Consider the following 13,516-nt stretch of genomic DNA (forward strand, 5'->3'; position numbering starts at 1 on the left):
ATGAAGCTTCCCAGGCTCGATTTCCTCCGGCGCTCCATCGGCGCGAAGATCATCTTCTGGTTCCTTGCGATCAATATCGTCTCCTGCGGCCTCCTCGCCTGGCGAACCTATGACATTTCGCGAGAGTCTCTCGAGCAGGCGATTCAGACGTCGTTGCAGGTCGTCGCCAAGAAGAAAGTGGAGCAGCTGGAGACTCTGACGCTTGAAAAAATCCGAAGCGTCGAGTCTCTGATGCACAGCGCCTCGATCGCCGAGGCCACCCGGGAATTTTCCGAAGCCATACGGGCGAGCGGGAGAGACTCGGAATCCTATCGCCAGGCGGTCGCGAAACATGGGCCGACTCTCAAGCGCCTTTCCGACACGTTCAACTATGTCGACTGCGCGATTGTCTCGCCCGAAGGCTTTACGCTGTTCGAGCAATCGGGCGCTGTCCTTTTCAATCCAAATTCGCCCGGCGAACCGCTCAAGGGAACGGAGCTTTCGCACACGATCAATCGGGCGCGCACATTGCTGCAGGCCGAAATCTCGGCGTTTCAGATCTATCCGGGGCTGAAAGAGCCTGCCGCCTTTATTGCGGGGCCGGTTCTGGAAAACGGCGTCGTGATCGGCGTCGTCGTCTTCCAGCTCGATAACCAGGAGCTTTACAGCCTCATCAATGACTATACGGGTCTCGGCGAGACGGGAGAGGTGTTGGTCGCCGCCCGCTTGGATCAGGGCCAAATGGTCGTTGTCAACCCGCTGCGGCACGACGCGTCCAAGGCGTTCAGCATCAAGACGCCGCTCGATGGCGGCGCTTTTCCCGCGCTCGCCAGGGCACTCGCCGGCGTGCACGGCTCGGGCCTTTTCGATGACCTCGAGAACAGGCCCGTTGTCGCCTCGTGGACCTACGTTCCCTCATTTCGCTGGGGCATGGTCGTACAGCAGAGCACGCAGGAGGCCTTCGCGCTCACCAGTGCGCAAAAGGAGGCGACGCTCTGGCTGCTGTTCTTTATGATTCCGCCGATCATCGCTCTGGCCATGGGCGTCGCGCGCACGATCACCAAGCCCATCAAGACCGCTGTCGGCGTCGCCGAAAGGGTCGCCGCGGGAGACCTCGATGCAAATTTCGAGATCGGCAGCCGTGACGAAACGGGGCTCCTGCTGACGGCGATCCGCTCCATGACCGTGGAGCTCCGCGGACTTTACGACTCCATGGAAGACAAGATCCGGGCGCGCACACGCGAGCTTCAGCTCGCGAACGAAGAATTGTCAGTCGCGCGCGTGGCGGCCGAGGAAGCCAGCAAGACAAAAAGCGCCTTTCTTGCGAATATGAGCCATGAGCTGCGCACGCCGCTCAACGCCATCATCGGCTATAGCGAAATGCTTCAGGAGAACGCGCTCGACAACGGCGACCCAGAGCCGATCGAGGACCTGAAGCGGATCGAGAGCGCGGGCCGACACCTGCTTGGCCTGATCAACGATATTCTCGATCTTTCCAAGATCGAGGCCGGAAAGATGGAGGTCTTCATCGAGAGGGTGGAGATCAGACCTCTCGTGAATGAGGTCCTGTCGATCGTTCAGCCCCTCGCCGACAAGAACGGCAATACGCTTGAGCTCTGTTGCCCGGACGACGTGCGCGGCTTTCTGTCCGACGAAACGAAGGTCAAGCAGTGCCTGCTCAATCTCATGAGCAACGCAAACAAGTTCACGAGCCACGGAAAAGTCACGCTAACCGTTGAGCGGGACGCCGACGCTTCCGTGGTTTTCCATGTGTCGGACACGGGGCTCGGCATGACGCAGGAGCAGCTTGCCCGCCTCTTCCAGGCCTTCACCCAGGCGGACGCCTCGACCACGAAGCGCTTCGGCGGAACGGGGCTGGGGCTCGCGATCACCAGGCATTTTTGCGCGGCGCTCGGCGGCGATATCTCCGTTGCGAGCACGCTGGGCGCGGGTTCGACCTTCACGATCAGGCTTCCCGATCGACAGGAGCCCCTCGCGACGAAAAAAGCGGCCGAGCCGACGTCGTCCCGGTCGCTCCCGACGATACTGGTCGTCGACGACGACGCGACGGCGCGCGACCTGCTCACACGAACTTTGGAGAACAAGGGCTATCACGTCATCGCCGCCCGTAACGGGCTGGAAGCGCTGGCCCTGGCGAGACAGCACAGGCCGCATGCGATCACGCTCGATGTGATGATGCCCCAGCTCGACGGCTGGAGCGTGCTCAGGCAGCTCAAGGAGGATGACGAGCTGCGGAACATCCCGGTCATCATGGTGACGATTCTCAACGAACGCGCGCTGGCGATTCCGCTCGGGGCGGCGGAGCTTTTGACAAAGCCCATCGACCGTCAGCGCCTGACGGCCCTGATGACGCAATATTGCGGGGCTTCGAGCGAAACGACGGTGCTCATCATAGAGGACGACTCCGCGACGCGCGAGCTTCTTTGCCGCAGCGTTTCGGGCGCCGGCTACAAGGCCGAAGCCGCGATCAACGGGCGGGATGGGCTCGACTGGATCGCTGAAAATGCATCGCCGGACCTTATCCTTCTCGACCTGATGATGCCAAAGCTCGACGGCTTCGGTTTCTTGAGGGAATTGCGCAAGCGCCGCGCCTATGACCATTTGCCGGTCATCATCGTCACGGCGAAAGATCTCAGCGAAGAGGATATTTGCAAGCTGAAAGAATTCAGGGCTGACATCATCACAAAGGACCATGACTATCTCGAGGAGCTGGTGACGATTATGCGTCAGTGCCTCAATCCCAGCGCGGCGGACGCCGTCCAAGCGCATTGACATCGGAGACGGGGTCGGTGGTGAAGATTTTGCTTGTCGAAGATAATGAGATGAACCGGGATATGCTGTCGCGGCGCCTCAGGCGCAATGGCTATGAAGTCGTGATCGCCATAGACGGCCAGCAGGGCGTCGAGATGGCCGCCGCCGAAGCGCCCGATCTCATCCTGATGGACATGAGCCTGCCGGTCATCGATGGCTGGGAGGCGGCCCGCCGGGTCAGAGAAAACGAAGCGACTCGCAAGATTCCGGTGATCGCCCTTACGGCCCATGCGATGGCGGGGGATCGGGAAAAGGCGATCGAAGCGGGCTGCGACGACTATGACACGAAGCCCGTCGAGATCACGCGTCTTCTGGGCAAGATCACGGCGCTGATTGAATCGGGCGCTTAGCATCATCTGATCAATTGTCGTCTCGAAGCTCTCTTCGGCCATGCGCGGCCCGGTAGCCGTCGAACTCTGGCGATCCCACGGTTGAAAAGTTTATGAGAAACGACTGACGCATATGACGGCGGGCGTTGGCTTTCTGGGAAAATATGATGGTATCGCATGACTTTCAGCCGTCCGCCGACAGGAGCGATCGCGCGCTGCTTGCTTATGTGCAGCAGGAGCTGAGCGCGCCCGCCGAGGCGATTGCCGGCTATGCCGAAATTTTGCTGGATGAGGCCGAGAGGAACGGTCACCGGGAATTTCGCGACGACCTCGAGAAAATCCACGCCGCCAGCCGTTCGCTGATTGACTTCATCGCGTCGCTCGTGAGTCGGTCCCGCGCGCCGACGCGCGGGCCAAGCGAGGATTCCGAGGACTATCGTCGCGACTTGCGGCACAATCTGCGCACGCCCATCAACGCGATAAAGGGTTATGGCGAGATGCTGCGCGAAGACGCAGCGGGCGTCGACGACGCGCGGGCGCTGGTCTCGGATCTCAATCGACTTCTGGAGGAAGCGTCCCGCCTGCTTGATCGCATCGACGGCCTGGTCAGTTTTTCACTCCCCGAAACCGAGGCGGCGGCGACGGACGCCGAAGTCGGCGCGGGACACGTCTCCGCCATGGTCGCGCATCGCTTCGTCGCCTCTGTTCAGCCGATCTTGGAAGGCGAAGCCGACAGCGTCGCTGTATTGCCGAGCCGCATCCTCGTGGTCGACGACAACGCGTCTAATCGCGAGCTTCTGAAGCGCCGTCTCGAACGACAGGGCCACTCGGTCGCGCTGGCGGAAAATGGGTCCTGCTCGCTGGAGATGTTGAGGAAGGAGCCCTTCGATCTCATTCTCCTTGATCTGCTGATGCCCGATATCAGCGGCTTGGATGTTCTTTCGATCCTCAAGTCGGAACCTGACTTGAGAGACATCCCCGTCATTGTGATATCGGCCTTGAACGAGATCGACTCCATCGTCAGATGCATCCAAGCGGGCGCCGAAGATTATCTCGCGAAGCCTTTCGATCCGGTGCTTCTTCGCGCGCGCATCGGATCGTCACTGGAGAAAAAGCGTCTACGGGATCGAGAGCGCGAGGCGCTCGAAGCCTTGTGCATCGAAAAAGAGCGCTCCGAGCAGCTTCTTCTCAATATTCTTCCGGCGCCGATCGTCGCGCGCCTGAAGAGCGGCGAAACGGTCATCGCGGATCATGTCAACGACGTCACGATTCTGTTTGCGGATTTCGTCGGCTTCACCGAACTCTCCTCCAGACTGCCGGCGCCCGAACTCGTTGGCGTATTGGGCCGCGTTTTCTCGGCGTTCGACGGGCTCGCGCTCAAATTTGGCGTCGAGAAGATCAAGACGATTGGCGATGCGTACATGGTCGCCTGCGGGCTCTTCGACGATCGCGACGATCACGCTCACGCCGTCGCGGACATGGCGCTGGCCATGGCCGAAACCCTGGACATTCTCAACGACGCATTGCCTGCGCCGCTTGAGATCAGGATGGGCATGAATTCCGGCGACGTCGTCGCAGGCGTGATCGGCGCGCATAAATTCATTTACGATATCTGGGGCGACGCGGTGAACGTCGCGAGCCGGCTGGAGTCGAACAGCCTGCCGGGCCGCATCCAGGTTTCACGATCGACCTATGAGCATCTGTGCACGGACTTCGTTTTGACGCCGCGCGACGGCCTCGAAATCAAGGGCAAGGGCGCCATGGAAGCCTTTTTTCTGACCGGGAGAAGGCAGGGCGCAGCGTCCCGATAAACAGGCTCCGCGCCAAATGCGGCTATCACTTTGACGCAGCAATGACGCATGTTGTATTGCTCGCGCATAAGGAGCAGTCGTCGACATGGCCGCCGATCTTTCCGACCCGATCTTTCATGACGAACCCGCCGCGCGCAGATGGGTGGAGGCGCGGGTTTGGCCGAACGGCCCGGTTTGTCCGCATTGCAAGGAAGAGAATCGCGCGACGCTGATGCACGGCAAGACGACCCGCGCCGGCCTCTATCAGTGCAACGCTTGCCGCCGGCCGTTCACGGTCACAGTCGGGACGCTCTATGAGCGCTCGAAAGTGCCGCTGCATACTTGGCTTGCCGTCACGTTCCTTATGATGTCGTCCAGGAAGGGCATGTCCGCCCTTCAAATCAGCCGGATGATCGGCCGCCCGTATAAGACGGTCTGGTTTCTCTGCCATCGCATTCGCGAGAGCGTCCGCGATCACGCCGCTCCGCCCTTCGGCGGCCCGAACTCGCCTGTTGAAGCGGACGAAAGCTTCGTCGGCGGGACGGCGAAGGACCACGCCTCTCAAAGCGCCTGCGCCTAGAGCAGGTTCCGAAAAAGTTGACAGACTTTTCGAGGAGAACCTGCTCCAACGGGTTGATTTTGAGCGATTCCTATCGATCACATGATTCCATGTGATCGGGAAGCGCTCTAAGAAGGCGCTTCGCTCGCCGATCGATCGGGACACGATATTGCGAAGCGTTGGGTAAATCGGAAACGGATGCGTCGGCTGAATGCATAAGCCGAAGGCAGGCCCAGAGCCGGCTTGGCGTTGCGCAACATGCTACGGGAAGCGAAAGACATCGCGTCCTCGGCGCCACGCCAATATCGGCGTCGAGGGGTCTTTCATTGCTCAACTTGCAATCAGAGCTCTCTGACCCCAAAGGGTCGGACCCAGCAATTTGTCGAGAGCCTCACGCCTTCGTCTTCCCCTTATGGACGCGCCCCTTGCTCGCGGGGCGCGCTTTGTTGCCGGACGGCGGCGGCGCAATCTTGTGTTTCGGTCCGCCTTTGACAGCCGCGTCTACGGCGCGCTCGAACCGAGACCATGCAGATTCATCCGCCGCATCTCGGCCAAGCGATTTGGTGATCCTTGTCATGGCCGGCGATCCTGATGAGCAGCCAACGCCAGCCGCGGTGAGATATCCTGCATGCGGTTGGCGCGATGATGGTAACCGCCAGCGCTGTCGAGCGACAACTTTTCAAATTCCGCGTTTGCTAAGCCCCGTGAACGTGGTTTTAGCTCATGTTCGGCCGGGGCAGCTTGAATGAGTATAGATCACAAATCTTTATATGATCCGAATCATAGCCGCACAAATCGGTAAAGAAGCAAAAATTATCTATTTGAGAGCGCCGCGATAAACGCAGCGTTTATATGCTAATCGAGACATAAAACCGCTCGTCTGGCATTCCAGCCGTGGTAACAACATTGTATACATTTTGTTAAGAATTAGACGCAGGCTCAGCGGCCTTATTCCCTTCCAGCACAGGGTGATCGGCGCAAAATAAATCAACGATACATCATATATATTGTTCGTTTCGTCGAATAAGCTTGAGTAACGCCATTTAATCTCGGGTCGCCGGACGACGCGCTGAAATGAAGCGACGCGTCGACCGACGCGACGCCCCGAAAGGGGGCAATCCTCTCAAATCGCTCGCCCCTCGCCCCAAGCCAAAAATTCTGACGCATTTCCGCATCTCTGAATCATCGAGCGCCGCACCGGCGCCTTCAATTTATCTGTGTCGACTATGTTAACGTGATAATTGCCCAAAATTTGGCAAGGGGCTGTGTTTATTACAGTCTTAACATTCGTCGGGCGGCTGGCGTAAGGACCTAAGTAAATACATGTTGACTTGTGCTGTGGTATCGAATAGCGAATATGCTGCAGTGCAACTTGGGCCAAGAAAATTACGGTCGAAGCAGCCTTTTTTGAGTTCAATCGGAGAGGCAAGGATGCCACCTGACGCCAATTGTTACAATTACGTGTCAACCGCATTCCGCTCAAGGACATCTGGTGAGGCCCTAAGTATTTGATGTGCCTAACAAAGAATAATATTTGGGTTTGAGATAGCGCCTCGCTTGTGCGTTGAGTAACGCATGATCCGCAACGATATATATTCAGCAAGAGTCATGCCATGGACGAACGCAATCTGAATCTTCAGGCATCGGGATTACGCAGCGATGAAGTCGGAGAGTTGGAGCCGATCGCGATCATCGGAGTGGGGTGCCGTTTCCCTGGAGGAGCCGACAGCCCGGACGCCTATTGGAACCTCCTCGTCTCCGGCCGCCCCGCTATTCGCGACGTTCCGGAAGACCGCTGGAGCATGGATCGATTCTTCAACGAAAATCCCGATAAGCCCAACAAGATCTACACCCGCAAGGGCGGCTTTCTCGACGAGGCGGTCCATCGCTTTGACGCCGCGTTCTTCAACATATCGCCGCGGGAGGCGGTCCATGTCGACCCGCAGCAGCGCCTGCTCATGGAGGTGGCCTGGGAATCTCTGGAGGACGCTGGCGTCGTTCCGGAAACGCTCGCGGGCTCCGAAACAGGCGTCTATATCGGCGGCTTCACGCTCGACAGCATGCTCGATCAGCTGAGCCCGCATAATCGGGAAAACATCAGCATCCATTCGGGCACCGGCGCGCTGATGACGCTGCTGTCGAATCGGCTTTCCTATTTTTTCGACCTCCGCGGCCCTAGCCTTTCGGTGGACACGGCCTGCTCCTCTTCGCTCGTGGCCGTGCATCTCGCCTGCCAGGATATTTGGCGTGGCCACGTCTCCATGGCGCTGGCGGGCGGCGTCAACGTCATGCTGCGGCCCGAATATCCGATGATCATGGGCAAGGGCCACTTCCTGGCGCCGGACGGCTACTGCAAGAGTTTCGACGAACGCGCCAATGGCTATGCGCGCGGCGAAGGCGCCGGGGTGGTTCTGCTAAAGCCCTACGCCGCCGCCCTGCGCGACGGCGATCATGTCTACGCGACGATCCGCGGCACGGGCGTCAACCAGGACGGGCGCACCGACGGCATCACGATGCCCAGCGCGGTGGCGCAGGAGGCGCTGATCCGGCGCGTCTACGCGCAAAGCGGCGTGCCGTTTAGCGAGGTTCGCTACGTTGAGGCGCATGGCACGGGGACGCCGGTGGGCGATCCCATCGAAGCCGGCGTTCTTGGACGCACCATTGGCGCCGGACGCGCCGCTGACGACGCCTGTCTGATCGGTTCGGCGAAATCGACGATCGGTCACCTTGAAGCGGCGGCGGGCGTCGCCGGACTGATCAAGGCGGCGCTCTGTCTCGACCGAGGGGCCGTGCCTCCGCAAGCCAATCTGCAAAATCCCAACCCGAAGATTCCCTTCCGGGAGCTGGGCATTCGCTTGCCGACAAGCCTCGAGCCGCTTTCACAGAACGATCGCGACGTTTATTGCGGGGTCAACTCCTTCGGCTTCGGCGGCACCAATGCGCATGTGGTCCTTCAGCGCGCGGAGAAGCCGCCGTTGGAGGAGAAAAAGGATGGATCGGCGGGAGAGCAGATCCTCACCCTTTCCGGCCGCGATCCCAAAGTTCTGACCGCTCTCGCCCGCTCCTATGCGCAGATGCTCTCGCGCGGCAGGCGTGCGGCGCTTGAGGACATTTGCCATTCGGCGCGCGTTCGACGCTCGGCTCACGAATGCCGATTGAGCGTCGTCGCCGCTTCGGCGGCGGAAATGGCGACTGAGCTCGAACAGTTCGCCGCACATGGCTACAGCGACCACGTCATTCAGGGCAAGGCGCTCCGACGCGCGGAATCGCGACCCGTTTTCGTGTTTACCGGCATGGGGCCCCAGTGGTGGGGCATGGGCCGGCAATTGCTGGAGAGCGAACCGGTCTTCCGCAAGGCGGCGGAGGAGATCGACGAGATCTTCCGCCCCCTCGCCGGCTTCTCCATTTTGGACGAAATGCGCGAGGACAAGAGCCGCTCACGGGTCAAAGAGACGCGTATCGCGCAACCAGCGAATTTCGTCGTGCAGGTCGCCTTGGCCGAACTTCTCCGTTCCTGGGGCGTCTATCCGGCGGCGGTGGTCGGACACAGCGTCGGCGAGGTGAGCGCCGCCTATGTCTCGGGGGCGCTCAGCCTCGAAGACGCCGTGGCCGTCTCTTATCATCGCAGCCGACTTCAGCAGCTGGCCGCCGGCAAGGGGCGCATGCTGGCCACCGGCCTCAATCGGGAGCAGGCCGAAAGCATTCTCGCGTCCTGTCCGGATACGGTTTCGATCGCCGCGATCAACAGCGTTTCAACGGTCACGCTGGCCGGCGACGGCGAAGCGCTGGCGTCGATCGCGGAGCAGCTCGCCAAGGATGAGATCTTCAATCGATTCCTCGATGTCGAGGTCGCCTATCACAGCCCCCAGATGGAGGAGCTGAAGCCGGAGCTGCGGAAGTCCCTGCACGGGCTTCGCCCGCAAACGCCTCATACGCCGCTCTATTCCACCGTAACCGGTCGGCGCGTCGAAGGCCCCGACTTGGACGCGGAATATTGGTGCTCCAACATGCGGAAGCCTGTGCTGTTCGCCGACGCGATGGCCGCCATGGTGGCCGACGGGCTGAGCGGCTTCCTCGAAGTCGGCCCGCATCCTGTGCTCTCGACGTCAATCAAGGAAGTTCTGCGCGCCAGCGAAGCGGGCGGCGTTTCGATCGCCACGTTACGCCGTGAGCATCCCGAGCGCGCGACGGCGCTCGCCGCGCTCGGCGCGCTTTACGTAAACGGTTATGACGTGAACTGGCGCGCGCTTTCTCCCGCCGGCGCGCGCTTCGTGAAGCTGCCTTTGTATCCCTGGCAGCGAGAATATTATTGGAACGAGACGAGCGCGGGCGCGCTCGACCGACTTGGCCGCACGGAGCACCCCCTGTTGGGAAGTCGGGTGTCGTCGCCCACGCCGAGCTGGGAGCATGATCTCGGCAGGCCATCGATCTCCTATCTCGCCGATCATGTCATCGAGGGAGCGATCGTCTTTCCGGCCGCGGGCTATATCGAGCAGGGTCTGGCGATGGCGTCGCTTCTTGACGACGGACAGGCCAGCTACACGCTCGAGGATCTGTCATTCCTCAGACCGCTCGTCTTCCCGACGCTCAAGGATCCGATCGTTCGCGCGACCTTCGATCGGAGCTCGAGGGAATTCCACATCTACGGCCAGACGGACGACGAGACCGACTCTTGGACCCTGCACGCGATGGGCCGGGTGCTCGCCTTGCCGCCGGCGCGGACCGGAGCCGAGTCATTGGCTGAGGTGAAGGAGAGAATGCGGGAGTCGGTCGACGTCGGCGAACTTTATGATCGGTTGGCTGCCTACGGACTGGCCTATGGCCCGCATTTCCGCACGGTGCGCAATCTGATGCGGAACGGCGCCGAGATATTGGCGGAGCTGGAGGTCATTCAAGGGCCGTCTGAGGAGCTTGAGGCCTATCGGCTTCATCCCGCCCTTCTTGACGGCGCCATTCAAACGCTTGTGGGCGCGATCAGCCAGGGCAAGCTTCAGGAATCGACCTATCTGCCGGCTGGCGTGGGTCGAGTGGTTTTTCACGCCGGAAGCGGCGCTCCGCTTTGGGCGCACGGACGCGTGATCGATCAGTCCTCGGACGGGTTCGAAGGCGACCTCATTCTCTATCGCGCCGACGGCAGCGTCGCGGCGGAAGTTCTCGGCGTCAGATGCAAGGCGCTCCACACGAAGAAACTCACGCCAGAGGAGCGGCTTGAAAGCCGATCCTACGGGCTCGCATGGGAGGTCAAGCCGCTCAGCGAAACCGATCAGCGTGTCGGAGACTGCCTGCTCTTCGCAGCAAATCCGGACGCCTCGAAAGAACTCGCGGCCGCGCTTGAGGAGAATGGAGCCAAAGTCCGGACCTTGGACGCGCGGTCGCTTACCGACGTCGTCGCCGCGCGCAAGCTTATCGAGGAAAGCCCGCGGCTTCGCGCCATCGTCTTCATGGGAGACTCGAAGCCGAGCGCGGACGATGCCGTGAGCGATCTTGGCGAAGCGAAGCGCCTCCTCCGCCTCGCGCAAGCGCTCGAAGGCCAGGACGCGGGCGACGATTGCCCCAGACTCTTCGTCGTGACGTCGCTCGCGCAGCCCTTGCCTGGTTCGCAGACGGTGAATATGGCTCAGGCCGCGCTCATCGGTCTGGCGCGCACCATCGCCGGCGAAAATCCCACTTTGAAATGCACGGCCGTCGACATCGATCCCCTCGATGAACATCGCGGTCTCCTCGCTCGGCAAATCCTCAGCGACGATCCTGAAACCGAGGTCGCGTTGCGGGGCGACGAGCGGCGCGTGCAGCGGCTCGTTCCGGCCGCCGCCCTCCGCCAGGAGGACGGCGAGGTCGAGACGCCCACCGTCTCCGCCGCCACCGTGGACGCCTTTCGCTTGACGCGAGGAACCGAGAACCGCCTCGAGAGCCTGCGCTTCGAGGAGGCCGCCCGGACCGCCCCCGCCGCCGGCGAGATCGAAATCGAGATCAAGGCCGCCGCGCTGAACTTCAAGGATGTGCTGAAAGTCTTGGGCATGTTGCCCGCCAAGGCTCTTGAGGGCTCCTATCACGGCCCAGCGCTCGGCATGGAGGCGGCGGGCGTCGTCACCGCCGTCGGCGAAGGGGTGACGGCCTATAAGGTCGGCGACGAGCTGGTGGGTTCGTTCAAAGGCTCGTTCAGCTCCCACGTGCGCGTTCCCGCCGATCACGTGCTCGCCATGCCCAAGCCGTCGTCGCTGACGTTCGAAGAGGCGGCCAGCCTGCCCGTCATCTTCATGACGGCCTATTACGCCCTGCACGACATCGCACGGCTGCGCGCCGGCGAAACCGTGCTCATTCACGCCGCAGCCGGGGGCGTGGGGCTCGCGGCGATCCAGGTTGCGAAATGGATCGGCGCGCGCATCTTCGTCACGGCGGGAAGCGAGGCGAAACGCGACTATCTGCGCACGCTGGGCGTGGAGCAAGCCTTCGACTCGCGCAGCCTCGAATTCGCCGACGGCGTCCTGAAATCGACGGGGGGCCGAGGCGTCGACGTCGTCCTCAACTCCATCGCGGGAGAGACCTTCGTCAAAAGCTTGGAAGTGACGGCTCCTTTTGGAAGATTCGTGGAGATCGGCAAGCGCGACATCGTCGAGAACGCGCGGCTGCCGCTCCTGCCTTTCAACAAGAACCTCCTGTTCGCGGCGGTCGATCTCGATCGACTCATGGCCGAACAGCCCAATGCGATCCGAGAGCTTCTCGCTCAAATCTGGGATCGGTTCGAGCAGGGCGATTTCCGGCCCACGCCCCTCACTGTCTTCCCGTTGCACGAGGCTTCGGACGCGTTCCGGTTCATGGCGCAATCGAAGCAAACGGGTAAAATCGTCCTGTCCTTCGCCGACACTGCGCGCGTCGAAGTCGTGCCGGCGGAAGTCGAGAAAAAGCTGATCCAACCCAGCGCCACTTATATGGTCACCGGCGGCTTCAGCGGCTTCGGCCTCAACGCCGCGCGCTGGCTGGCGCAGCAAGGCGCGGAGACTCTGGTCCTCGTGAGCCGCAGCGGCGCCGCCTCCAGCGAGGCGCAACGCGCGGTGATGGCGCTCCAAGCGCAAGGCGTCAACGTCGTCAGCATCGCCGCCGACGTCAGCATCGAAGCCGACGTGGAAGCCATGATGGCGCGGATCGACCGGGAGCTTCCGCCGCTGCGCGGCGTGGTGCATTCGGCGGCCGTATTGGACGACACCGTGCTTTCCGGCCTCACCGACGAACGGTTCGACGCGGTCTATCGCCCCAAGGCGGTCGGCGCTTGGAACCTGCACCGGATGACCCGTAACGCGCCGCTGGACTTCTTCCTGTGTTTTTCGTCCATTTCGGCGCTGATCGGCAACCCTGGGCAAGGGAACTACGTCGCGGCCAACGTCTTCCTTGACATGCTCGCGCACTACCGCCAGAGGCTCGGCCTTCCCGGTCAAAGCGTCAACTGGGGCGCGATTGGCGACGTCGGAATGCTCACGCGCGACAAGATGGTCGCGCAGCATCTCGCACGGGCAGGCATCCAGCCAATTTCCTCCACGGAAGCGCTCGAGGACATGGAAGCGACTCTGCTTCAGGGAACGGCGCAATTCGCCTATGTCGACGTCGACTGGGCCAAGTGGGCGTCCACCCATCCGGCGAGTTCGACTCCCCGCTTCGCGCCGCTGGTCAGCGAGGCCCGCGACGAGTCCGACAGCGTCATCGACCGGGTGCGCGCTGAACTGGCGCAGATCGAACCGGAACAGCGTGGTGAGCACATTGTCGGCATCGTTCGTCGCGTCGTCGGGGAGACTCTTCGCATTCCCGGCGATCGCATCGACATAGACGCTCAACTGTCGGACATGGGCATCGACTCGCTGATGGCCGTGGAACTGCAGGTCGCTGTCAAGGCGACGCTGGGCGTCGAAGTTTCTCTCATGGAGCTCATGAAGGGACGAACCGTCGCGTCGCTCGGTCGAGATTTGCTCAAGCGTCTAAGCTGAAAGCGACTGACCGGTCCGGTTATCAGATCTGCACCTACTGAGCTCGAGGAA

The 13,516-nt window shown here is 61.5% G+C and carries 5 protein-coding genes; all 5 read left to right on the top strand.

What is annotated here, in order from left to right; genetic code table 11:
• Entirely contained in the window at positions 1-2,772 is a 2,772-nt protein-coding gene (locus BN69_RS07120; protein WP_014890903.1) for a response regulator, read from the top strand.
• Between the two features lie 17 nt (positions 2,773-2,789).
• Positions 2,790-3,161: a response regulator gene (locus BN69_RS07125; RefSeq protein WP_041926847.1), complete on the top strand. Its 372-nt coding sequence runs from the start codon at positions 2,790-2,792 to the stop codon at positions 3,159-3,161.
• 143 nt (positions 3,162-3,304) lie between these two features.
• Positions 3,305-4,951 (top strand): adenylate/guanylate cyclase domain-containing protein, encoded by a 1,647-nt coding sequence (locus tag BN69_RS07130; protein ID WP_041927199.1) that lies wholly within the window; start codon positions 3,305-3,307, stop codon positions 4,949-4,951.
• A gap of 85 nt (positions 4,952-5,036) precedes the next feature.
• Positions 5,037-5,510, top strand: coding sequence for a transposase (locus BN69_RS07135; RefSeq protein WP_014890906.1), 474 nt, complete (start codon positions 5,037-5,039; stop codon positions 5,508-5,510).
• A gap of 1,592 nt (positions 5,511-7,102) precedes the next feature.
• Entirely contained in the window at positions 7,103-13,465 is a 6,363-nt protein-coding gene (locus tag BN69_RS07145) for a type I polyketide synthase (protein WP_014890908.1), read from the top strand.
• Positions 13,466-13,516 lie beyond the last annotated feature (51 nt).

The organism is Methylocystis sp. SC2 (genome assembly GCF_000304315.1).
Lineage (GTDB): Bacteria > Pseudomonadota > Alphaproteobacteria > Rhizobiales > Beijerinckiaceae > Methylocystis.

Bases quoted from the DNA above. Each gene is read 5' to 3' on its own strand.
- BN69_RS07120 (WP_014890903.1), top strand. From the start codon at position 1: ATGAAGCTTCCCAGGCTCGATTTCCTCCGGCGCTCCATCGGCGCGAAG.
- BN69_RS07130 (WP_041927199.1), top strand. From the start codon at position 3,305: ATGATGGTATCGCATGACTTTCAGCCGTCCGCCGACAGGAGCGATCGC.
- BN69_RS07135 (WP_014890906.1), top strand. From the start codon at position 5,037: ATGGCCGCCGATCTTTCCGACCCGATCTTTCATGACGAACCCGCCGCG.
- BN69_RS07145 (WP_014890908.1), top strand. From the start codon at position 7,103: ATGGACGAACGCAATCTGAATCTTCAGGCATCGGGATTACGCAGCGAT.